Origin of the sequence: Chthoniobacter sp., assembly GCF_040003245.1 — a bacterium.
Taxonomy (GTDB): domain Bacteria; phylum Verrucomicrobiota; class Verrucomicrobiia; order Chthoniobacterales; family Chthoniobacteraceae; genus Chthoniobacter.
In genome coordinates this window covers 1-23,127 of sequence record NZ_JBDUCX010000037.1, presented here as the reverse complement: position 1 = coordinate 23,127, position 23,127 = coordinate 1, and the positions used below count along the sequence as shown (strand labels likewise).

The following is a 23,127-nucleotide window of genomic DNA, read 5'->3' as shown; positions in this document are numbered from 1 at the left end:
ACTGGAATCGGGACGATGAAGTTGTGTCGCTTAGAATGCGTAACGGAAGCCACCGGTCACATTGGTCGACTGGTAGTTCTTCCGGCCGAGTTCGCCATCGTAGTAGAAGTAGGTCGACGTCCGCTCGCTGCATTGGATGGCGAAGCCGGCGCCGAGGAGCACGCTGTCGCGGCCGAGCTGCGGGCCGTTGACGAGGAAGGAATTGCCCGCGCCGTTGGCGAAGCTGGAGTCGAGCGCGTAAGCGGCGTCGCCGTACTCGTGCTGCCAGGCGGCGCGAATCTCGGGCTTGATGAGGATGCCGCCGACCTTCCAGTCGTAGCTGGCCTTGAAGCCGAGCGCGGTGCGCAGGGATTCACCTTTGCCGCCGTGGATGTTCAATGGAGCGAGCGAGCCGTGCTCGGCGAATTCGCTGGTGCCGATATAGGTGTAGTTGAAGGAAGCCGTGGGCCCAAAGGTGAGGTTGCCCTTCTTGATGTCATAGCCCATGCCGAAGAGGGCGTTGAGTTCGCCGCCATCGGTGTCGCCGCGGGCTTCGCCTTGCAGCGCGCTGCGACGGGTATCGTAGCTATTGTAACCGCCAAAGACGGCCACGTCGGCATAGAAGCCCTTCGCAATGCTCGGTGCGGGAGCCGGAGCTTCTTTCGAGGAATCCTTGGAGGAGTCTTTCGACATCGTCGGAGCCGCGGCCGCTTGTTCATTCTGGAAGAAGGTAGCGTAGAGGCCGATCTTGCCGCCGTTGACCCAGACGCGACCGCGATCGACAAGGTCCGCGGTGGTGCCGGTGTAACCCGCGGCCAGGCCGATGGCGAAGTTAGGAGTGACCTTGTAATCGATGCCGAGGGTGAAGCCGCCGCTGTTCAAGTCGTAGCCACGGGCGTTGTCGGTGTTACCGACGCTCACCCATTCGCCGGTGCCGGAGAGGAAGGTGCCCCAACGATTATTTTCAGCGGGGATGGCCACGGGAGGATAGTCCTCCTTGCTCTCCTTGCCAGCGTGGCCATTGGGACCAGCGACGCCGCTGGCGATGTTGAAGGTGCCGCTGTAGTTCGGGGCCGAGCCATTCATGGCGAAACGTTGCGAACTGAAACCGTTCGAACCGCTGCGGATGTCATCGGTGCGCCGCTGGATGTTCAGCGATTGCACGGTGGCCAGCGAGGTACCGATGGCGAAAATGGAGGTCAATTCCTCGGGCGCGATCTTGTCGTAGAAGCCCGGTAATTCGTTGAGGTCTTTGCTGTAGAGATAGTGGATCAGTTTCGTCGCGTGCGGATCGCTGATCACGCGGTCGAGGTTATAGGCCACGGCGTGCTGGTTGGACGTGAGGTCCGGCAGCGCGTCGAAGGAAGCCACGACAGCTTTCAGCGCCACGCTATCCCCGGAATAAAACGGCCGCAGTGTGAGCAGGTCCCACACAGGTGCATTCACCTTGTCGAATTCTCCCGAGACACCACCGCCGGCCGAAAGGAAGGTGAACTTCTGACCTTTCTTCGGGCGATAGCCATTGAGCAGGGCTACATCCAAGTTGCCGTGCAGTTGTGCGCTGCCATTGACGAGCAGATGATCGTAGGAAGTGGGCGATGCGATCTCCAGGGCCAGGGTGCCCGTGGCCGTCTGCTGGTAATTGCGGCGCACGGTAATGGTCCCGGGCGAATTGCCGGGGCTCAGCGTCGCCTGGTTGGTCAGGTTGCCGGTAGTGGTGAAGTTGCCGCCGAGCACGCCTTCCTGCACGACGACACTGCCCCTGACTTCCCGTTCCAAAAGGAGCGTGCCGGAACCCAGTTTGGTCAGTTGGTTGCTGGCCATGATCACATCCGCGTCGATGATCGCCGTGTGCGCGCCGGTGACGGTGACGAAGCCGCCCGTCAAGGTCAGCGGAGCGGCAAAAAAGCCCACCAATCCCCGAGTCGGTTCCGTCAGCTTCCAGTCGTTTTGAAAGACGAGGTCGGCGGCGATGGGGCCGGGTACCGCGGGAAGGACTTTCACGAGCAGAACTTCGCTGCCATCGGTGCGGACACGGTAAAACGCATCCAAGGGCGAAGGGGTAAATCTTTCGCCGAAAATGGCGGTATCGATGCGGGTGGGCGAGAGGATGCCGGTCCAGTTGTTGAGGAGCAGAGTCGCCCAGACCGGGGTGCCGGTGTTTTCCGTCCAACGCTTGTTCGCCGCCTGTGCGGAGGGAACGGGTGTCGCCAGGAGCAGGGACACCGCGCCAGCGAGAATGGGAACCGTGCGACGCAAGGATTTCATCTTCATAGTGTTGGTGTGAGGGCAAACCGGCAAACGCCACCGCGGCGCTCCCGAAAAACTAGCGGATGGGTGTAGGCATCTGTGGAATGAGCGTCAATCGATTTGTCCGTCGCTGATGGTCGACAACCTAACCGCCTCAAGGGCATCGACATCGCCCGAATTGCCGACCATTAAAGGCCCGATGATTTCCGATGCACTTCTCACCCTCCTGCGCTGCCCGCAGACCATGCAGGCCTTGTCGCCGGCCTCGGCGGAACTGCTGGCGCAGCTCGATGACGCCCGGGTGGCGGGCACTTTGCGCGATCGGACCGGGAAGCTGGTGCGGGAGCCAATCCCCGCGGGCCTGGTGCGCGAGGATGGTGCGCTGCTCTTTCCGATTCGCGATGGCATCCCAGTGCTGCTGCTCGACGAAGCGATCGCGCTTGGCGCGGAGTGAAGGCCGGGCCATATTGCCGATATGCAGACGACGACCGCAGTGAACTGGCAGGCCATCCGCGAGGACTTTCCGATCCTGCACCAAGAGGTGCACGGGAAGCCCTTGATCTATTTTGACAGTGCGGCCAGCTCGCAAAAGCCCCGCGCGGTGATCGACGCGCTGCGGCACTACTACGAGCATGACAACGCCAACGTACACCGTGGGCTGCACGTGCTGAGCACGCGGGCGACGGAGGGCTACGAGGCGGCGCGGGCGAAGGTCGCGACGTATTTGAACGCGGTCAGCGCGGACGAGATCATCTTCACGCGCGGCACGACCGAGAGCATCAATCTCGTGGCGAATACCTGGGGAACGAAGTTTTTGCGCGCGGGCGATGTCATCCTGCTCACCGAGATGGAGCACCACAGCAATCTCGTGCCGTGGCAGTTGCTGGCCGAGCGCACGGGGGCGGTGCTGCGCTTCGTGCCAGTGGGCGACGATGGCACGCTCACGCTGGGCGCGTTGGATTCGCTCCTCACCCGGGAGGTGAAGCTTTTTTCCTTCACGCACATTTCCAATTCACTGGGGACGATCAATCCGGTGGCGGACCTGTGTGCTGCGGCGCGGGCGGTAGGCGCCGTGAGCCTCGTGGATGCGGCGCAGAGTGCGGGGCATTGTCCGGTGGATGTGCAGGCACTGGGCTGCGATTTTCTCGCGCTCTCGGGTCACAAGATGTGCGGGCCGACCGGGATCGGCGCGCTCTACGGGCGTGCGGAATTGCTCGATGCGATGCCGCCCTGGCACGGCGGGGGAGAGATGATCCTGAGCGTGAACTACGAGCGCAGTACTTTCAAAAAGGCGCCCGGAAAATTCGAGGCCGGCACGCCGAACATCGCGGACGCCATCGGACTGGGTGCGGCGATCGATTACCTCGAGGGCATCGGGCGCGCGGCCATTTTCGAGCACGACACGCAGCTCGCCGCCTATGCGCAGCGCCAGCTCGAGGAATTGCCGGGTGTGCGCGTGCTGGGTCCGAAGGAACGCGCGGGGCTCGTCGGCTTCGTGATGGCGGCGGCGCATCCGCATGATCTCACGACCTATGCCGACCAGTACGGTCTCGCCCTGCGGGGCGGGCATCATTGCAACCAACCGCTGATGCGCAAGATGGGCCTGCCCGGTACGACGCGCGCCAGCTTTTACTTCTACAACACCAAAGAGGAGATTGATCGGATGATGGAGATCCTCGATAACGCCGTGCGCTTTTTCGCATGAATACCGAACTCGAAGAACTCTACCAGTCGGTGATCCTCGATCACTCGCGCCGCCCGCGGAACAAGGGCGAGATCGCGGAGGGCGCGGTGCACGTCCACGGGGACAATCCTTCGTGCGGTGATGAGATTCATCTGCACGTGAAGTTTGGCGCCGACGGCGGAGTCGAAGATTTGAAATTCACCGGCCAGGGCTGCGCGATTAGCCAGGCTTCGGCATCGCTGATGACCATGAAGGTCAAGGGCCGCAGCCGCGAGGAAGCGGAAACGATGGTTCGTGCCTTTCACGATCTGGTGACCATCGAAGTAGCCGATCCGCCGAAGATGCTCGGCGACCTGCGGCTGTTGCAGGGCGTGAAGAAATTTCCCCAGCGAGTGAAGTGCGCGATGCTCGCGTGGCGGGCGCTGGAGCAGGCCATCGAGGCAGGGGACAAGGAGAGCAGCGTGTCGACGGAGGGTGTCTAAGGACGGGCGACGATTGTCGGTGAGGTGGACTTTTCGAGCAATTCGTTGGCGGCGCTCTTCAAGGTGCGCCAACGGGGGAGGTCATGATCCGGCGCCCAGATGATGTGGCGGAGCAGGCTGCGCCATTCGACGAGGGCGCGCTCGAGGTCGCCCTGGCGCAGCGATTCGGTGAGCAGGCGGGTGCGGGAGGTGTCGCGCTCGACGATTTCGCGGACGACTTCGCTCGCGCCTGCGCCGTAGTCGATGGGCACGCCCATGTCGAGGTAGCCGGGAAGATCGGCCCGCTCATAGATGCGCTGGCAGAGCGCACCGAGGCGGCCGCCGTAGGGCGAATCGTCCCCCGCGAAGCGTGGCCCGGCGCGGAGATTGGCGAGATCGAAGACGAGCTCCTCGATGGGATAGCTCTCGTCCTCCAAGGCGGCGGCAACAGCTAGTCCTTCGCCGTGGTGAAAGAAGCTGAAGAGGACGCCGCGTTGGGTGGGTGCGCCCGCGACGTCGATGAGACCCAGGCGCCGCCAGGCATAAGCGGGGGACGGGGTGATCTCGACGCGCTCGCAATAGACGGCGAGTTCGGGGCAGGTGCGGCAGGCGGGCGGCAGCTCGCGCCGCTCCGGCGGTGTGCTGAGCGGTTGACCGTGGCGGTCAAAGAAGGCGGTGACCGACACCGCCGAGAAATCCTGGCGGGCGAGGAGCTGATGCCCGCGAGTGATGACCTGCACGATCGTGGTGGGCGGGATCGCGTGGTCTTTCGGTGCCGCCTGTTGCAGCAGAGAGAGGAGTCGTTCGACCACCTCACGTTGGAAGCTGTCGGCATCGAACCGCGACTTGCGCAAGAGTCGCCGCAGCCACGGGGCGAGGGATAGCGTGCGGTCGTCGCGTTGTGTGGCGATGGCGGCTTCGCGTCCGTAACGCTTCGCGCGTTCGGCTTCGAGTTTGCAGAGATTGCCCAAGCCGAGGTTGTCGAGCGTCCGGGCGAGCGAGAGCGCCGGGCGCCAACGATCGTTTTCGCAGACCATGGCTTCGCCAAGTGTGGACTCCCCCGGTGCGGGCAGAGACTCCCATTCGCCGCGCGAGTTTAGCATCTCCGCGACGCCGCGCCGGGCGAAACGCGCGCGTTCCATGTCCACGGAAAGACCGCAGGGCATTGGCCCGGTTTGGCGCGCATGCTCGATGCCGAGTGGGACGGGCTGCGCGGTGAAGAGGCGCGTGTTCAAGTCGAGCGCGGCGGCGAAGGGATCGGCTCCAGTTTGAGCCGCGGCGTGCATCACGGCGATCAAGGTGGGCCAGTCCACCTGTGCGGGACGCTTGAGCTGGCGGGGGCGGCCATCGTGCAGGCGCGGTGGGCGGTCGCTGATGAGCGCGTAGCCGATATCGTCGAGCCCGCGCCGCCCGGCGCGGCCGAACATTTGCAGGACTTCATCGGGCGATACCTGGCGCTCGATGTTGCCCGCCATGTAACGGGTGTCGGTGATGACCACGGCGCGCATCGAGAAGTTGATGCCGGCGGCGAGGCCCATGGTGGCGACGACCGCGCGGAGCTGGCCGGCCTTGGCCAGCGGTTCCACGAGCCCGGCGCGCTGGGCGTAACTGAGACCGCTGTGGTGAAAGGCGATGCGACGGCTGAGCAGTTTCGCGAGCTGGGGGCCGGCGAGTTGCTGTTGCTCGAAGGTGAGGTGCAGCGGCGCATCGGCAGGTAGTGCAGAGGCGAGGTCGCGGGCGAGTTCCTCGGCGGCGCGCCGGCGAGGGGCGAAGAGCAGGATGGGGCCGAGATCGGCGCGCAGGGCGTTACCGATGAGGCGGGGCCAGCGCCCGCGCACGTTCGACGGCGTCTTGTTCGGCAGATTCTCGAGATCGACTTCCTCCAGCGGCACCGGCCGCTCGGCGTGCGAGACGAGCACCGCATCGCGTCCGATGCGCCGGAGCCACGCGACGATATCCTGCGGGTTGGCGACGCTGCCGCTGAGCAGCAGTAATTGCGTCTCCGCCGGGGCGAGCGCGAGGGCGAGCTCGTAGTTCACGCCGCGCATGGCGTCGGCGATCATCTGGTATTCGTCCACCACGAGCAGGCGTGGCCCCAGTCGCTGGAGGAATTTGCCCTTCTGCGTCTCGAGCGTGGCGACGATGACCTTGGCGTCGAGTTTGGAAGCGACGTCGCCGGTGGAGATGCCCACGTCCCAGCCGCGGGTCTGCCATTCGGCGAGCTTGTCGTTCGCCAGCGCGCGGGTCGGCACGGTGAAAATGGCCTGGCCTTTCAACTCGGGAAGAAACAGCTCGAAGACGTAAGTCTTGCCCGCCCCGGTTGGCGCGTGGACAACGACATCCCGCCCCTCGCGCAGGGCGCGCACGGCGTCTTGCTGCCAGAGATCGGGAATGACGAGATTTTGAAGCAGCGTGTTGATGGCGATGGCAGTAAGGGAGAGTCCGGCATGAGCCCTCCACAACATCACACTATTTCACACTTTGTCCGGCGAGCACGCATCCACGTATGAGTGAGCTGCCTGAATCCGATCAGACTCTGGTCGAAGCAGGGCGCTATCGGCGGCTGCCCGCGGCTCGCGAGCGCGGGTTGGTGGTGGCGGCGCTGGAATTGCCCTACTGGATCAAGCGGGAGAGCGGAGCGTGGGTGCTGTTCGTTGAGGAAGACTCGCTGGAAAAGGTGCGAGGAGAATTGGCGGCGTTTGAGAGCGAAGAGAAGGAGCATCCCCCGGTCCGGACGTTGCTGCCGGAGAAGATCCCGACCTTTTCGCTCTACCTCGCGGGCTGGGTGTTGAGCACTTTTTATCTCGTGCAGCAATTGGCCGGTGAGCGGTGGCTGGAGCAGGGGAGCGCGGAAAGTGGTGCGATCCTCCACGGTGGGTGGTGGCGAACCGTCACGGCGCTGACGCTGCATGCGGACCTGGGGCATATCGCGGCGAATCTCGCGACCGGATTGCTCTTCGCCGCGTTTGTGATTCCGCGCCTGGGCGCCGGGCTGGCGTGGCTGGCGATCCTGCTCAGCGGGGCGCTGGGCAACGCGCTCAACGCGTGGGGCTATCGCGGTGAGCATCATGATTCCATCGGGGCGTCCACGGCGTGCTTCGGCGCGCTCGGGATTCTCGTCGGCGCGGAGCTGTTCGCGCGGTGGAGCGAGCCGCGCCAGCGGAATGCGTGGCAATTGATCCTGCCGATCGGCGCGGGGCTGGGGCTGCTGGCCTATCTCGGGGTCGGTGACGAGGGAAAAAGCATCGACTACATGGCGCACGGCTGGGGCTTTGCCGTCGGGATTGCCGAGGGGGTGGGGGCGGTGGCGCTGCGCGCGAAAGAGCGTCTGCCCGCAGGCGCGCAACGCGTGGCGGGCGTGGCTACGCTCGGGCTGCTCGCTTTGTGCTGGTTGCTGGCTCGGCGGGGCTGAGCACGCGTTGCAAGGCGTCACCCAGACCGTGCACGGTGTACGGCTTGAGCAACAGATCGCAGAAGCCGAGATCGCAGGCGCGCTTCTGGTCGAGCGTGGCACTGTAGCCCGTGGTGAGCAGCACCCGGGCCTGGGGGCGTATTTCCCACAGGCAACGGGCGAATTCGATGCCGCTGATGTGCGGCATGGTGAGGTCGGTGATGACCAGGTCGAAATCCTGGTCTTTGAACAGCGCCAGGGCCGCCCGCGGATCGGTCTGCGTGACCGCCACATAGCCGAGGCGCGCGAGGAAACGCCCGCCGAGCATGGTGAGCACGGCCTCATCATCGACGAACAGGACGCGCTCGCCGTGTCCGCGCGGCTCGGCTACTTCCTCGGGCTTCGACGCGGTTGCTCCAAACTCCAGCGCGGGAAAATACAGGTTGAGCGTCGTGCCCTCGCCCGCATTGCTGTAGACGGTGATCGAGCCGTCGAACGACTTCATCAGGCCGTGCACGACGGAAAGGCCGAGGCCGGTTCCTTCGTCGGGACCCTTGGTGGTGAAGAAGGGCTCGAAGATGCGTCCCAGGATTTCTGCGGGAATGCCGGTGCCATTGTCGCTGATGCTCAGGCGCACATAGCGCCCCGGCCGCAGATCGGGATTGGCGTGCGCAAAATCCTCGTCCACCTGGAAGGTGCTGAGCTGGACAGTGATCGTGCCCCGCTTTTGGCCGATGGCGTGCCAGGCGTTGGTGACGATATTCGTGACGATCTGGTGCACCTGTGTGCTGTCGGCGAGCACGGTCGGTGTCTTCTCCTCGATCTTGGAAACGATCTCGATGGAAACCGGAATGGTGGCGCGCAGCAGCTTGAGCGCTTCCTGCAAGGTCTCGCCGAGTTCCAGCGGCTGGCGATCTTGCTCGCGCTGGCGGCTGAAGGCGAGGATCTGCCGGACGAGATCGCGGGCGCGCTGCCCGGCCCGCAGGATCTCGCGAAAATGCTGGTCGGCGGAAAGAGGATTCGAGACCTCGTGCAGGCCGAGTTCGGCGAAGCCGATGATGCCGGCGAGGATGTTATTGAAATCGTGGGCGATGCCGCCGGCCAGCGTGCCGATGGCCTCCATTTTTTGCGCCTGCCGCAGCTTGTCCTCGAGCCGGAGACGTTCGCGGGCGGAACGCTCGCGCTCCTCGATGTCGTCGATCAAGGCGCGATTCGCCGCCTCGAGGTCGAGCATCTTTTTCTCCAGCTTGGTGATCAATCGCGCGTTGTATTCCTTGAGATAGATCGCCTCGTCTTCGCCGGACTGCTCGATCGCCGTGGCCGGCGCGGTCCCGGTCTTTTGCTCCACGACCTCCATGATCGTCTTGATGAACAAGTCAGGCTCGAGGGGTTTGACGAGGAACCGGTCCGCGCCGAGGCTCAACGCAAAGGCGGCGTCGCGCGGGTCGGTGTAGGTGGCGGTGTAAAAGACAAAGGGGATATCGCGCAGGCTCGGGTCTTTTTTCATTTCCCGGCAAAGCTGGAAGCCATCCATCCGCGGCATGAGAATATCGGAGATGATGAGGTCGTAGCGTCCGCAGCCGGTGAGCTGGAGTGCGCGATGGCCATCGCTGGCGGAATCCACCTCGTGCCCGTAGCCGCGCAGCAACGCTTCGAGCATGTAGAGGTTCTCCGACTTGTCATCGACGCTGAGGATTTTCATGTAGAGGCGGCCTTTCCGGTGAGAAACTGGGAAATTTCCGCGACGAAGGTGAGCGGCTGAATCGGTTTCTCGATGTAGCCGGCGAAGCCCAATTGGAGCGCTTTTTCGCGGTCTCTGGTCATGGCGAAACTGGTTACTGCAACAATTGGCATGCCAGCCAACAGGGGTTCGGCATGGATTCGCTGCGCGGATTCATAGCCATCCATCTCCGGCATCTGGAGGTCCATGAGGACGAGGTCGGGCCGGTCGGAAAGCGCGAGGCGCAGGGCCTCGGCACCATTGACGGCATGAATCACGGTGAAGCCGGCCTTCTCCAGCAAGAAAGTCTCCAGATAACGATTGGTAGCGTTATCCTCGGCGAGAAGAATCTTCGCGCTCATGGATGGTGATTCGCTGGGGACGGGTATTGCGGCAGCGCCAGCGTAAAACGCGAGCCGACTCCGAACTCGCTCTCCACGCTGATGTGGCCGCCCAGCATTCTGGCCAGTTGTTTCGACAAATACAAGCCAAGTCCGGTGCCTTCGTAAACACGCCGGGCAGAGCCATCTACCTGCCGGAAAGCCTCAAAAAGATGGGTCAGGTTGTCGGTTTTGATGCCGATTCCGGTGTCTTGGACCAGAAAAGTCACGTTGGTGGGGTCCGAGGAGACCTTGAGGACCACGCGGCCTACATCGGTGAATTTGACCGCGTTGTTGGCCAGGTTGAGAAGAATCTGAAAGCACTTTTTCCGATCGGCGCGCATCCGGAGCGCGGGTTGATCGATCGCTGTCTCGAGGTGCAGCTTCTTTTGCTCGACTTGGGGAGCGAGGATTTGGGCGATCTCGTTCACCAGATCGGCCACGGCGAAGTCTTCGACAAACAGCTCCATCTTGCCGGATTCGATGCGGGACAGATCGAGCAGGTCGTTGATCAAGCCGAGTAAATGGCGGGCGGAGGAATGCACCATGCCGAGCTGTTTTTTCTGCTCGTCGTTCATCGGCCCGGCGAGGCCCTGGCGCAGGATGCCCGTGAAACCGATGATTGAGTTGAGCGGGGTGCGCAGCTCGTGGCTCATCGTGGCGAGAAACTCGGACTTGAGATGATCGAGTTCCTTCAATCGCGCGTTGGCGGCGGCGAGATCGCGGGTGCGCTCGGTGACCTTGTGCTCGAGGTTGTCGAGAGTCTCGCGCAGGGCGGTCTCCGCTTGCCGGCGTTGCTCCACTTCGAGGCTCAGGGCCACGAGGTCGGCCATCGAGCCGGCAAAGCTTTCTTCATCGGGCTGCCAGCTACGCGGCTGGCCGGTGTGCTCGTGACAAATGACTCCCACCATGCGGCCGCTGCCGCGAATCGGCGCGTCGAGCATCGCGCCGATATTGAGCGGACGCAGATAAGTCGCGTCGAATTCGCAGGTGCGCGGATCGGTCGAAGCGTCATCCGCGGCGATGGCGCGCTCTTCGGCCAGCGCCTGGAAATAGGCGGGAAAATCCGCCGCCGCAAGTTCGACGCCGCTGGAATGCTGCCCCCGGTCGCTCTCAAACAAATCGGCGCAGCGCATCTTCGTTTGGTCGTCGTTGTAAAACCAAATGCTGGCCCGGGAAACATCGAGCGTCTGCGCGGCCAGTTCGGTGATCGTGCGCAGCGAATCGCCCAGGTGCGCGCCGAGCGAGCCGGCGTTGCGCGCCTTTTCACCGAGCGCGACGTTTTGCCGGGTCAGCCGCAGCATGGTGGCCCGCAGCGCTTCCTCCGCCGCCAGGCGGGCGCTGATATTGATGCCGATGCCGAGCATGCAGGGGTGGCCGTCGACCTCGAGGCGGAAGCCCGTGACGTAGAAGGGCGTGCGCCGCCCGTCCTTGGCCAGGAGGTTGACCCCGATGTCCGCCGAGCCCGTAGTGAAACAATGGAGCATCCGTTCGTGGACGACCGGCTTTTCGTCGTCGGGGAAGTAGGTGAGGGGATCGAGCGTGTCGATTTCCTGCGAGGTGTAACCAGTCACTCTCTCGAGGTTTTTGTTCCAGCGCAGGATTTTCCGCCGGGCATCGTAGAGGTAAAAGATACCCGGCATCGAGTTGATGAGCGTGTTGCTGAATTCCATTTCGCTGCGCACCCGCTCCTCCGCGCGCCGGCGGTCGCTGATGTCGCGCGAAACCATCAACACCTTTTCCGCCTTCCCTTCTTTGTCGCGGATGACGGTGATGACCGACTCGATGTTGAACACCTCTTCGTTCCGCCCGATGAGCCGAAACTCCGCGCGGTGACCCGCGCCCGTGAAGACGATCTCCGTGAAGAGGCTGCGAATGCCTTCGCGATCATCGGGATGAATCTCCTCGAAGATCGAGGTGAGATACAATTCCCGCGTGGGCGCGAGAAACTGGGCGTGGGATTCGCTCGTGTAGAGGCGGCGGCCCTCGAGATCGAGGACGGCGATGAGATCGGAAATGTGGTCGGTGATGAGCCGGAACATTTCCTGGCTGGCGCGCAGCGCGGATTCCCCCAGCTCACGCTGCGTGACATCGTGGAAGACGAAGACGACCCCGGTGACCTTGTCGCCCGCGCCGCGAATCGGGGCGGCCTTGCTGAGCACGGAACGCTCCGCGCCATCGCGGGCGACGAGCAGCACCGGTTCGAGGGCGGTGGTCGTCCGGCCCTCGCGCACCACGAGGTCGATGGGATTTTCGGTCGGCTGCCGTGCCTGGCGATCGAGGGTCTGGAAGACTTTCACGAGCGGCGTCTGTATGGCCTCGTCCTCTTTCCAGCCGGTGAGTTTCTGGGCGACGTGATTCATGAAGGTCACGCGGCCGGCGGCATCCGTGGCGATCACGCCATCGTCGATGCTGCGCAACATGGTGGCCAGCCACTGCTCGCGGATGCGGGTGCGGGCCCAATCGCGGCGCCACCGCCACGAACTGAGAATCACGACGGCGGCGACGAGCAGGCCCATGACGGCGAACGCCATCAGGGAGAGGTTCGGCGTCCCGTCGTCCGCCTGCGCCAGAAGCGATGCGGCCACGAAAGGCCCCGAGCCCGGGAAGGGGCCACAGAGCACGCATCGACCAATCATCGTCCCAAGGTGCACGGTCTGTTTTCCGGCGGCAAGCACGTGGGATGAAGAACACGGTTGTTTGTGGCGCTGGGTGTGGCAAAAGCGCGCGGTGCTCGCTTACTATTTTCACGATCTCAGCCCCTTCATCGTTCGTCTCCCCAATGGGATGGGCCTGCATTGGTACGGGCTGGCCTATGTGCTGTCCTTTGTCCTCGGTGGCTGGCTCTACCGCTGGCTGGCGGAACACAAGTATACCGATCTGCCGGCTGCGCAGGTCTCGGACTTCATTACTTGGGCGGCGGTTTTCGGAGTGATGATCGGGGGGCGGCTGGGCTGGATTCTTTTCTATGGGCTCCAGCAGTCGCACGCTCAGGATCCGTGGTATTGGCCGATCCAAGTGTGGAAGGGAGGGATGGCCAGCCACGGCGGGATCATCGGCCTCGTGCTCTTCACGCTCTATTGGTCGAAGGCGCATCGCGTCTCGTGGACGAGCATTGGGGACTCGCTGGTGGTGGTCGCGCCAGTAGGCTTGTTTCTCGTGCGCATGGCGAATTTCATCAATGGCGAGTTATTTGGCAGACCAGCCACCGTTTCGTGGGCGGTGCAGTTTCCGAAGGAGCTTCTGGAGGACCCGGCGACATTGCCTCCGGACTTCCTCGCCCACGCTGCCAAGGCCGTCGAGCCCTTCGGGGACGTCGTAGTGCTGGACGATCACTGGCGCGAGAATGTGGCCGACGCGATCCCGCGACATTCCGAATTGATCGAGCCCCTGCGCCACGTGCTCACGCCACGCCATCCATCCCAGATTTATGAAGCATTGCTCGAGGGCGTCGTTCTCTTTTCGATCCTCTGGATTTTGCGCACGCGCTGCCGCGTCCCGCGCGGGGTCATCACGGGCGCTTTTTTTATCTTCTACGCAGTGTTGCGGATCATCGGCGAAATCTTCCGTGTGCCGGATCCCGCGTGGAGTATGGGGGCGCTTTCCGCCGGCCAGTTCCTGTCGATCTTCCTTGTCTTCATCGGTGCGGCCTTCATCGCCTGGGGCTATCAGACAAAGGAATACGAACGCGCCTTGCTGCCGCCGGAAGCATAAAATCCGCTTCCCAACGGAGCGGTCTGCATTAGAGGTATGTCCTCATGAAACTCGGTTTTGTCGGATCAGGAAAAATGGCGACCGCGCTCGTGCAAGGCGCGGTCAGTTCGCGTGCCTTTCCGCGCGAAGACATCCTGGTCTGCGACGCGGTGCCCAGCGTGGCGGAAAAGCTGGCCGCCTTGGTGCAAGCGACGGCTGTGCCGACGAACGATAAGCTTGCGGCGCAAGCCGGCGCGCTCGTGCTGTGCGTGAAGCCGGTGGATGCGCTCGACGCCCTGCGCGCGCTGCGTGATGCGACGAAGGGAAAGCTGATCATTTCGATCGTCGCCGGTCTGCCGATCGCGGCGCTCCAGGAAGCGGCAGGATCGAAGGTGCGCATCGTGCGGGTGATGCCCAATACCCCGTCGCTGATTCACCGTGGCGCGGCGGCCTACGCGCTGGGCAAGACGGCGACCGCGGAGGATGCGACGCTCACGGAAAAGCTTTTCGGCGCGGTCGGCTTGATTGTGCGAGTGAAGGAAGATCTGCTCGACGTGGTGACCGGCCTCAGTGGCAGCGGGCCCGCTTACGTCTATCTGGTCATCGAGGCGATGGCCGATGCCGGTGTCCTCATGGGATTGCCCCGGGATCTGTCGTTGAAACTCGCCGCCCAAACCGTCGCCGGTGCGGCGGAAATGGTCGTCCAAACCGGGCGCCATCCCGCGGCCTTGCGCGACGAAGTCACGAGTCCGGGCGGCACCACCATTGCTGGCCTCGAGGCCCTGGAAGCGTCCGCCGTGCGCTCGGCTTTCCTCAGCGCCGTCCGCGCCGCTACCGAGCGGGCGCGCGAACTCGGGGCCGCCAAGTAAGCATGCGCCATCTTGCCGTTTTGCTTTGGCTGGTGGCCGCCGCCGCGCATTTGAGGGCAGCGCCGGCCGCGACCCCACGGGCGGCTGTGCCCACCCCCTCGATCCCCAAGGCCGAGCCGGTTGCGCCGCCGGTTGCCGTGCCGGCGAGTCCGAAATTCGAACTCGTTCCTTCCCCGGAATTGAATGTGCCGGGGCAGAAGAAAGTCTCTGATGAGGCCCAGAAAATTTCCAAGCGCGCCATCGCCGCCATGGCCAAGGGTGATCTCGGCGCGGCGCGGCAGGACTTTCTGAAGGTCCTCGAGAGTGTGCCCGACAACGTGCCCACGATGATCAATCTCGGGCTGGTGGAATTTCGCTCGAAGAACCTGGAGGCAGCGGAGAAGCGCCTGCAAAGCGCCGTGCACCTCGCGCCGGACGCCAGCCTCGGCTGGCTGATCCTCGGCATCGTGCAGTACGATCGCGCTCGCTACGACAATGCGCTGGCTTCGCTCGCCCAAGCCGCCGTGCTCGATCCGAAAAATGCCACGGCCCACCAGTACCTCGGCGTCACCATCGGGCAGAAAGGCTGGTATTCGGGCGCGGAGGACGAGATGCGGAAGGCCATCCAGATCGACCCGAGCTATGCCGAGGCACATTTCAATCTCGCCGTCTTTTATCTCCAGCGGAATCCACCCGCGGTCGAACTGGCCCGCCGCCACTACCAGCGCGCCCTCGAACTCGGCGCCGCTCCCGACCCGGACGTGGAGAAAAGCCTCACCCCGCCCCAGCCGTAAGCCGTAGAAACCACGTATCGCGACTTGCGGAAAGCCCGCGGATTCTTTTAGTAGCGCACGCCATGAAGCGTTTCGCCTCGCTATTTGTTCTCACCCTTCTGCTTCTCACGCTCGTTCCGGCGGCCCCGGCGGCGACGAAGAAGAAGTCTACGCCGTCCGACAGCGCTTCGTCCTCGAAACGCGATATTCCCGAGGCGTTTCCGGCCGCGGATGGCAGCAGCGCCCCGGCCATCACCGCCGGCTCGGCGATTCTGCTCGATGCCCGGACCGGCAAAGTCATCTACGAACTGAACGCCGACCAGCATCGGCCCGTGGCCAGCACCCAGAAGCTGCTCACGTCGCTGATCGTGGCGGAAGCTGGCGACCTGGACCGCAAGGTGCGCGTGGAGGCCAGCGACACGTGGGCTGAGCCGACGATGCTTTACATCAAGCCGGGCGAGGTCTACTCGCGCTACGATTTCATCAACGTCCTCCTCGTTCACAGCATGAACGATGTGGCGCGCGCCCTCGCCCGGGACAATGCCGGCAGCATCGAGGGCTTCGCTGCGCGGATGAATGCGAAGGCCGCCCAGCTCGGCATGCGCAACTCGAACTTCGTGAACCCGAACGGCCTGCCTGCGCCCGGCCAGTATTCCACGGCGCGGGATATGGCGCAGGTTGCGCTGGCGGCCTACAAGAATGCCATTCTGCGCGGCTTCGTCTGCCAGAAATCCGTGACCTGGCATTACAACGATGGCCGCGTGCGCGTCTTCGAGACCACCAATCGCGTCCTGAAAAACTACCCGCTCTGCAACGGCATGAAGACCGGTTACACCGAGGCGGCGGGCCACTGCCTTATTTCCAGTGCCTCGCACAATGGCCGCGAGGTGATCGCCGTGGTGCTCGGCGACAGCAAGAATATCTGGATCGATTCTTACAAGCTGCTCGCCTTTGGGTTGTCATCCTAGGAAGAGCTGGGTGCGGAGTATCGAGCACTAAACGCTTCCTTCGACCATGGCCCAAAGCATCGACTCCGAACTCGCCGAACTGCGCGCCCACGCGCTGCTCCGGCAGTTGCGCGAGGTCGATTCACCCCAGCAGCCGTCGCTGGAGTTCGCGGGCAAGAAGCTGATCAATTTCTCGTCGAACGATTATCTCGGGCTGGCGACCGAGCCCTTGCTGCGCACCGCGGCGAAACAGGCCATTGACGAATACGGCGTGGGCGCCGGCGCCTCGCGGCTGATTTGCGGCACGCTTTCACCGCACATGCGGCTGGAGGAACGCCTCGCGGAATTCAAGCGCACCGAGGCGGCGCTGGCCTTTTCCAGCGGCTACGCGACGGCCGTCGGCACGATCGGTGCGCTGATGCACAAGGACGACGTCATCATTCTCGACAAGCTTTGCCACGCCAGCCTCATCGATGGCGCACGGATGAGTGGAGCGAATATCCGCATCTTCCCGCACAACCATCTCGGCAAGCTCGAGAGCCATCTCCAGTGGGCCGGGGAAAACCACCCGGAAGCGCGGGTGCTGATCGTCACGGAATCGGTCTTTAGCATGGATGGTGACTGGGCGAGGCTACCCGAGATCGTGGACATCAAGCGCCGGCACGGCGCCATGCTGATGCTCGATGAGGCACACGCGGTGGGCGTGATCGGCCTCAATGGCCGGGGCCTGGCCGATCAACTGGGCGTCGCGGCTGAAGTGGATGTCCAGATGGGCACGCTGAGCAAGGCGCTGGGCGTGAGCGGAGGCTATGTCTGTGGCTCGCGGCGCTTGATCGATCTGCTCATCAATCGGGCGCGCAGCTTCATTTTTTCGACCGCGCCGCCGCCCGCTCTCGCGGCCGCCGCCCTCGCGGCCATCGATTTCATGCTCACGCCAGCGGGCGAGAATCGACGCCAGGTCCTCCGCCGCAACCTCGCACATTTTGCCTCGGAAATGCCGATGCTGTTCACCGCCGAGCGCAAGCTCCAGAGCGCGATCATTCCCATCATCATCGGCAGCGCCGAGGCGGCGATGGAAAGCGCGCGCGTGCTCGCCGACCGCGGCTATTTCGTGCCGGCGATCCGCTATCCCACCGTGGCCCGCGACGCCGCCCGCCTGCGCGTGACCATTTCCGCCAAGCACACCCCCAAGCAGATCAGTGGGCTCTGCGAGCAATTGCGAAATTTTTTGGGGCAGTAGCGTTCGGTTGGCTGAGGCTTGGTTTAAAAAATCTCGCACCTTAAATCGGCTTAAGAGGGCTTAAGGCACCTTAAATCGGCCTCTTTTTCCTCGCCGGGGCGCCTGAACGGAATCCTTTCGGATGGCCGGTGGAAGGGGTGACCTGGCCGTGGTGGGCGGAGTGAAAAATCGTCGGAGTTCATGCAGGGAAGTGTGCCATGACTCGGCGAAAAATGTGCATCGCTCCATTGGGTCCATTGGCTCCATTGCGGAAAATTTACTCTGCGTGTCTCAAAATAGTCGTGAGCACTAGGCGGGGAGAAGTTTTCGGCGGGGATCGCCGCCGAATTGAAAGCCGGTGAGAGCGGGGTCGCCCGTGCCTTTGGCTAGGCAGATCGCATGAAAACTCCGGCCCATGAGCCCGGGGTGCATGAGCGTTTTGAAGGCCCGCAGTTCTTTCTGGCTCGCGGCGCTGAGGGCCTGGTCGTCTGGGAAGTGCAGGCGACTCAGGCCGACCATGAAATGATGCTGATCGGTGAATCCCGTGAGTTGCAGGCCAAGCGGCGCGGCGGTCTCGGCGAGCGTGGTGAAATCGACGTGGGCGGTGAGGTCGATTTCACCGGGGCGGAGGAGAGGATCGGGCTCGCGTTGATGGGCCGCGTAGGCGGAGAGCGTTCCGGTGGTGCGCTCCGGGCGGTAGTATTCTTCCCGCGGATAGCCGTAATCGATGGCGAGGATGAACCCGGCTTGCAGCCGGGATTCGACCTCCGCGAGCCACGGAGCCACCGCCAGGTTCACTTCCGTTTCGTAATCTGTCGGAACAGGAGGAAGGCTCGTGAGATGAGCGCGTAGTGTCTCCGAAGAGATTTCGGCATCGACGAAAACGAAGCGGCCCTCCTGAAAATCCACGCACCGTTCCATCCAGCGGTCGCCGCGCCAAGAGACGCGGTGAACGGGAAAGGCGTCGACGAGCTCATTCGAGTAGTGCACTCCGCGAAAGGGAGGCAGGTCCGTTAAGGCCTCGGCCCAACGGACTTTTTCCGATCCGAAATCGCGGAGCCGTTCGCCTTGAATTTGCCGCAATTGGGCCAGCGGTTCGACCAGCCAGAAGGTCGTCGCGGCGAAGCAGGCGGGGTCGAATTCCCGCAGAGCCGTGAGGACGTCGGCCGCGCAATCGCCGCGATGCGCTCCTTGCTCGACCAAAACGAATTCCGCCGGTTCTCCCAGCCGCCGCCACATTTCCACAAACTGCCGGGCCAGCAGGCGCCCAAACAGCGGACCGACACTGACATTCGTGAAGAAATCGCCGCCACGTCCGACGCGCGCCTTGCCCGCGCCATAGTAGCCATGCCCGGGATCGTAGAGTGCCCGTGCCATGAAATCCCGGAACGAAATCGAGCCGCGTTGCGCGATCTCGGAGGAGAGTTGTTGTTCGAGGGGACTCACCCCCCCGATTTACCCGAAGCCCGGCGAAAGGCCAGTGTGGGCCGGAAAGTAATTTGCACGTTGCACGGCCCTTCTTTTCGTGTGACTTACTGCGCCGCCTTCGGCACCCGTCAGCCCATGTGGGATTTGCCCCGTTACAAACCTCCATTTTATCGCCGCACCTGGTTCCTCTCGGTGTCCACTTTCTTCGCCGCAGTCGCGGTGATCGGGGGCGTCTTCCTGCTGATCGAAAGAGACCGCTGGCGGAAGAAGGCGGCGGCGTTTGATTACAACAAGCTCGAGGACATGGAGTCGGCGAGCATCATCTTCGACCGCAACGGCCAGGCCCTCGGGCGCATCTTCATCCAGAACCGCGACCAGGTGTCGGCGGACCAACTTTCGCCGTGGCTCTACAAGTCCGTGGTCGCGGCGGAGGACAACCGCTTTTACCAGCACACCGGCGTGGACTACTACGGCATCGCGCGCGCGGCGATTCGCAACTACCAGGCGGGGCGCACCCGGCAGGGAGCGAGCACGCTCACCCAGCAGTTGGCGCGCAATTCCTTCCCGATCGAGTTGCCGAGCGAGGACCGCGGATACAAGCGCAAGCTGCTGGAGATCTTCGTGGCCAAGGAAATCGAGCATCGTTTCTCCAAGCCGAAGATCCTCGAGCTCTATCTCAATCGCGTCTTTTTCGGTGACGGCTTTTACGGTGCGGAAGCGGCGTCGCGCGGGTACTTCGCCAAGCACGCCAAGGATTTGAATCTCTCCGAGGCGGCCACGCTCGCCGGCTTGCTCAAGAGCCCGAACAAACTTTCGCCCTGGCGCAATCGCAAGGCCTGCATGGATCAGCGCAATTTCGTGCTCGGGCGCATGCTGGAACTCCAGCAGATCAGCAAGGAGGAATACACCGCGACCATGTCGCAGGATCTGATCGTCAAGAACCGCCGGTCGGTTCACCAGGAATCCTACGCGCTCGATCTCGTCGCCCAGCAGGTCATCGCCCAGTACGGACGCGACGCGGCGATCAGCGACGGCTACCGCATTTACACCACCATCGATGGCGAGCTGCAGCGCAAGGCCGAGAAAGCGCTGCGCGAGCAGCTCGATGTGGTCGAGCGCCATGAAGGCTTCGATCACCAGACCTTCAGCAAGTACGACAACGATTTTCGCGCGCATCAACGGCTGTCGGGCAACGAGGTGGAAGGCAACATCCTGCCGCCACCGGCCTATTTGCAGGGCGCGGTGGTGGTGCTCGACAATGCCACCGGTGGCATCCTCACGCTGGTCGGCGGGCGCGATTTTGGCCACAGTTCGTTCAATCGCGCACTCGCTTCGCGTCGCCCGCCAGGCACCGCTTTCAAGCCACTGGTGTATGCGGCGGCGTTTGAGCGGGGCTTCGGCCCGGGCACGATCCTGCAGGATACGGTCATCGATAACCGGCAGGTCATGATCGGCGGCGTCACTGGCATCCTCGGCGAATGGGGCCCGGAGCGCGTGGACAACAAATACGAGGGATCGATCTCCGCCCGCGACGCACTCGTGAAATCGAAGAACGCCGCGACCGTCCGCCTGGGCATGATGACCGGTCTCGATCACCTCATGCCGCTGGCGAAGGCGGCGGGCATCGACAGTCCTCTCCGTCCCTTCCCGGCGACGTATCTGGGGAGCAGCGAAGTCACGCTCATGGAAATGACCCTGGCGAATACGATCTTCCCCGATGGCGGCACGCGCCCGGAAAGAACATTCATTATCCGGAAGATCGAAGACCAGGCCGGCAACGTGGTGTTCCAGGCCAAGCCGGGCAAGGTGCGGGTGATCAAGGACACGACGGCCTACGAGATTCATACCTGCCTCGCCGATGTGCTCGAGCGCGGCACCGCGGACAAGACGTTCACCGAGCTGGGCCTGAAGAAATTCCCGCTCGGGGGCAAGACCGGCACGGCCTACAATTTTACCGATGCCTGGTTCCTCGGCTACTCCAGCGCGGTCACGTGCGGCGTGTGGGCGGGCTTCGACAAGCCGTCGACGATTTATCGCGGGGCGTTCAGCAATGAGATCGCGCTGCCCGTCTGGGCCGAGGTGATGAAGTCCACGTTCGCCACGTATCGTCCGAAGGAATTCGTCCAGCCCAAGGGGATCATCAAAGTGGAACTGTGCTCGGCCTCCGGCCAGCTCGCCACGGACAAGTGTTTCGAGACCGTGGAGAACAAGGAGACCGGCGAAAAGGTCCAGCGCCGCACCACCTTCTTCGAGATCGCGACCGAGGAGCAGGCGCCGAAGGTCGGCTGCGAAGTCCACAACGGCGGGGCGAACCGGAGTTTTGTGAAAGTCATCCCGGGTGAGGAATGGCCGCGCGCCGCGCTGGCGGTCGACGTCTCCGCTGTGCAGGTGGTGACCTTGAAAGCGCCAACGGTGATCGGATTTGATCCTTACAATTCCATCCAATCGGTGAACAACGCCGTCGCCATGAGCAGCCTCAACGGCCAGACCGCTCCGGTGAACAGCAGCGCGATCGTGACGGGTGCGCCGGCCCCGGGCACCGCCCCGCAAGAGATCGAAGTGCGCCGCGCCGAACCGGTGCAGCCGATGCAGGAGCAGACCCTGCTCGACACGACGATCAAGCCCCCGCCCATCCCGCCGCTCGATTTTTAATACTACCCGGAAAGCGGGTCCTCCTCGCGTGTCATCCTGAGCGAAGTCGAAGAACCCCGTCGCTCTACCATCGACATTGCTGGTTGTGCGACGGGGTTCTTCGACTGCGTTACACTCCGCTCAGAATGACACGCGAGGAGGGAAGCCGCCGCCAAAAATCAACCCTCGATCGTATTGATTTCGACCGGCTCGACTTTCACGCCCAGCTTTTCCAGCCAGGCGATGGCCTTCTTATTTTCTTCGCGCTCGCCCTCGAGCGAAAGCGACACGATACCGATTTCGTCGGTCACGCTCGCCTGGCGCACGTTGGTGACCACTTCAAAAGTTTTGCCGAGCTCCCACAAGACAGGCCGGGTGACGAGCTTGGTCGGGAACATGAGCCAGAGGCGTTGGGTCTCTTTCATAGGGAAGGGGATAGTTTAAAGAGGATAGTAGATAGCCGTCTCTGGTGTGCCGAAAGTTGTGCTCGAAGTGAGCGCGGCTATCAACTATCCACCATCAACTATCAACTGGCGTGCTATCCGCCCGCAATGGCGGGGACGATGCTGATCTCGTCCTGCTCTTTGACGACGGTGGCTTTCTCCTCGAGGAAGCGAATGTCTTCGTCGTTGACGAAGATGTTCACGAAACGGCGGACGTTGCCGGCGTCGTCGACGATGCGCTCGCGCAAGCCGGGGAAGGCTTGATCGAGGCTGTTGATGACTTCGCCGATATTGGCGCCGGCGGCCTGGACGACCTCAAGCTCGTTGGTGAGCTTGCGGAGTGGGGTAGGGATGCGGACGGATGGCATGGGATGGGAGTTCTTAGTTCTTAGTTCTTAGTTCTTAGTTCTTAGTTCTTAGTGCGCAGTGGCGAAGGGCGGTTGTTCTACTGAGAACTAAGCACTGAGCACTAAGCACTGGTTAATGGGATTACGCGGTGACGATGTCCTTGTTGTAGATTTGCTCTTCGAATTCGCGAAGGCTTGGCTTGATCAGGCGCGGTTCGCCGCATTTTCCGGTGACGGCTTCCTGCGTCTTGAGGCCGTGGCCGGTGATGCACAGGACCACTTCTTCGTCGTGCGGGATCTTGCCGGCTTCGATGAGCTTTCTCGCGGCGGCGACGGTGACGCCGCCGGCGGTCTCGGAGAAGATTCCGGCGTATTCCGCCAGCATCTTGATGCCCTCGACGACTTCCTCGTCGGTGGCGTCTTCGCAAGAGCCGCCCGTCTCGCGCATCGCGTGGATGGCATAGTAACCGTCGGCGGGTGTGCCGATGGCCAGCGACTTCACGATGGTTTGCGGATTCGGCACGGGCTTGACGATATCCGTCCCGCGCTTCATGGCGTGCGAGATCGGCGCGCAACCGGTCGCCTGGGCGCCGTGCACGGAGAAGGGGGTGGAATCCACGAGGCCGACCCGGATGAACTCGTTGTAGGACTTGTGGATCTTGGTGAGCAACGAGCCGCTGGCCATGGGCACCACGGTGTGGCGCGGGATGCGCCAGTCGAGCTGGTCGCAAATCTCAAAGCCCATGGTCTTTGAACCTTCGGCGTAATACGGACGCAGGTTCACGTTCACGAAACCCCAGCCGTATTTGCCGGCGATCTCGGAGCACAGGCGGTTGACCTGATCGTAAGCGCCATGGATGCCGATGACATTCGTGCCGTAGACGAGCGAGCCGAGCACCTTGCCCTGCTCGAGATCGGCGGGAATGAGCACGT

Annotated in this window: 19 protein-coding genes; 10 read left to right on the top strand and 9 right to left on the bottom strand. The window is 63.1% G+C overall.

Annotated features, from left to right (window positions below; translation table 11 throughout):
* Positions 1–30: 30 nt before the first annotated feature.
* Complete coding sequence (locus ABJF10_RS07115) at positions 31–2,247, bottom strand: autotransporter outer membrane beta-barrel domain-containing protein (protein ID WP_348543841.1); 2,217 nt, start codon at positions 2,245–2,247, stop codon at positions 31–33.
* A 181-nt stretch (positions 2,248–2,428) separates the two neighbouring features.
* Between ABJF10_RS07115 and ABJF10_RS07110 the strand changes: the two genes are divergently transcribed.
* Genes ABJF10_RS07110 through sufU form a run of 3 tightly spaced genes read left to right on the top strand, consistent with a single transcriptional unit; the run spans position 2,429 to position 4,395 of the window.
* Positions 2,429–2,683 (top strand): hypothetical protein, encoded by a 255-nt coding sequence (locus ABJF10_RS07110; protein ID WP_348543840.1) that lies wholly within the window; start codon positions 2,429–2,431, stop codon positions 2,681–2,683.
* Positions 2,684–2,704: 21 nt separating this feature from the next.
* On the top strand, positions 2,705–3,934 hold the full coding sequence (locus ABJF10_RS07105) for a cysteine desulfurase (protein WP_348543839.1): 1,230 nt from the start codon (positions 2,705–2,707) through the stop codon (positions 3,932–3,934).
* A complete protein-coding gene (gene sufU / locus ABJF10_RS07100) occupies positions 3,931–4,395 on the top strand; it encodes a Fe-S cluster assembly sulfur transfer protein SufU (protein WP_348543838.1) in 465 nt (154 codons plus the stop codon). The genes ABJF10_RS07105 and sufU overlap by 4 nt, the downstream gene beginning before the upstream one ends.
* Here sufU and ABJF10_RS07095 read toward each other — a convergent pair.
* Positions 4,392–6,839 (bottom strand): DEAD/DEAH box helicase, encoded by a 2,448-nt coding sequence (locus tag ABJF10_RS07095; protein WP_348543837.1) that lies wholly within the window; start codon positions 6,837–6,839, stop codon positions 4,392–4,394. The two genes, sufU and ABJF10_RS07095, sit on opposite strands and share 4 nt — an antisense overlap.
* A gap of 41 nt (positions 6,840–6,880) precedes the next feature.
* Between ABJF10_RS07095 and ABJF10_RS07090 the strand changes: the two genes are divergently transcribed.
* Positions 6,881–7,786, top strand: coding sequence for a rhomboid family intramembrane serine protease (locus ABJF10_RS07090; protein ID WP_348543836.1), 906 nt, complete (start codon positions 6,881–6,883; stop codon positions 7,784–7,786).
* On the opposite strand, the gene ABJF10_RS07085 is transcribed toward ABJF10_RS07090, so the two are convergent.
* The 3 genes from ABJF10_RS07085 to ABJF10_RS07075 are packed head-to-tail and all read right to left on the bottom strand — an operon-like array spanning position 7,737 to position 12,453.
* Positions 7,737–9,467, bottom strand: coding sequence for a response regulator (locus ABJF10_RS07085; RefSeq protein WP_348543835.1), 1,731 nt, complete (start codon positions 9,465–9,467; stop codon positions 7,737–7,739). The genes ABJF10_RS07090 and ABJF10_RS07085 overlap by 50 nt on opposite strands.
* Complete coding sequence (locus ABJF10_RS07080) at positions 9,464–9,847, bottom strand: response regulator (RefSeq protein WP_348543834.1); 384 nt, start codon at positions 9,845–9,847, stop codon at positions 9,464–9,466. Before ABJF10_RS07080 ends, ABJF10_RS07085 begins: the two co-directional genes overlap by 4 nt.
* Positions 9,844–12,453, bottom strand: a complete 2,610-nt coding sequence (locus tag ABJF10_RS07075) for a PAS domain S-box protein (RefSeq protein WP_348543833.1) — start codon at positions 12,451–12,453, stop codon at positions 9,844–9,846. The genes ABJF10_RS07080 and ABJF10_RS07075 overlap by 4 nt, the downstream gene beginning before the upstream one ends.
* A 112-nt stretch (positions 12,454–12,565) precedes the next feature.
* On the opposite strand from ABJF10_RS07075, the gene lgt reads away from it, so the two are divergent.
* The 5 genes from lgt (at position 12,566) to bioF (ending at position 17,366) form a co-directional block, all read left to right on the top strand.
* A complete protein-coding gene (gene lgt, locus ABJF10_RS07070) occupies positions 12,566–13,579 on the top strand; it encodes a prolipoprotein diacylglyceryl transferase (RefSeq protein WP_348543832.1) in 1,014 nt (337 codons plus the stop codon).
* 44 nt (positions 13,580–13,623) lie between these two features.
* On the top strand, positions 13,624–14,427 hold the full coding sequence (gene proC, locus ABJF10_RS07065) for a pyrroline-5-carboxylate reductase (RefSeq protein ID WP_348543831.1): 804 nt from the start codon (positions 13,624–13,626) through the stop codon (positions 14,425–14,427).
* 2 nt (positions 14,428–14,429) lie between these two features.
* Positions 14,430–15,200, top strand: coding sequence for a tetratricopeptide repeat protein (locus tag ABJF10_RS07060; protein WP_348543830.1), 771 nt, complete (start codon positions 14,430–14,432; stop codon positions 15,198–15,200).
* A gap of 62 nt (positions 15,201–15,262) precedes the next feature.
* Positions 15,263–16,147 (top strand): D-alanyl-D-alanine carboxypeptidase family protein, encoded by an 885-nt coding sequence (locus ABJF10_RS07055; RefSeq protein WP_348543829.1) that lies wholly within the window; start codon positions 15,263–15,265, stop codon positions 16,145–16,147.
* 46 nt (positions 16,148–16,193) lie between these two features.
* Positions 16,194–17,366 carry an 8-amino-7-oxononanoate synthase gene (gene bioF, locus ABJF10_RS07050; protein WP_348543828.1) on the top strand — a complete coding sequence of 391 codons (1,173 nt, stop codon included), beginning with the start codon at positions 16,194–16,196 and terminating at the stop codon, positions 17,364–17,366.
* Between the two features lie 288 nt (positions 17,367–17,654).
* Here bioF and ABJF10_RS07045 read toward each other — a convergent pair whose 3' ends face one another.
* Positions 17,655–18,791, bottom strand: a complete 1,137-nt coding sequence (locus ABJF10_RS07045; RefSeq protein ID WP_348543827.1) for an SAM-dependent methyltransferase — start codon at positions 18,789–18,791, stop codon at positions 17,655–17,657.
* An 81-nt stretch (positions 18,792–18,872) separates the two neighbouring features.
* Between ABJF10_RS07045 and ABJF10_RS07040 the strand changes: the two genes are divergently transcribed.
* Positions 18,873–21,425 carry a transglycosylase domain-containing protein gene (locus ABJF10_RS07040; protein WP_348543826.1) on the top strand — a complete coding sequence of 851 codons (2,553 nt, stop codon included), beginning with the start codon at positions 18,873–18,875 and terminating at the stop codon, positions 21,423–21,425.
* Between the two features lie 158 nt (positions 21,426–21,583).
* Here ABJF10_RS07040 and ABJF10_RS07035 read toward each other — a convergent pair whose 3' ends face one another.
* The 3 genes from ABJF10_RS07035 to thrC form a co-directional block, all read right to left on the bottom strand.
* Positions 21,584–21,829, bottom strand: a complete 246-nt coding sequence (locus tag ABJF10_RS07035) for an NIL domain-containing protein (RefSeq protein ID WP_348543825.1) — start codon at positions 21,827–21,829, stop codon at positions 21,584–21,586.
* A 113-nt stretch (positions 21,830–21,942) separates the two neighbouring features.
* The gene (locus ABJF10_RS07030) at positions 21,943–22,215 is read right to left on the bottom strand and encodes a ubiquitin-like small modifier protein 1 (protein WP_348543824.1); all 273 of its coding nucleotides are present in this window, start codon (positions 22,213–22,215) and stop codon (positions 21,943–21,945) included.
* A 121-nt stretch (positions 22,216–22,336) separates the two neighbouring features.
* Positions 22,337–23,127, bottom strand: a 791-nt coding sequence (gene thrC, locus ABJF10_RS07025; RefSeq protein WP_348543823.1) for a threonine synthase, incomplete at its 5' end; no start/stop codon positions are given.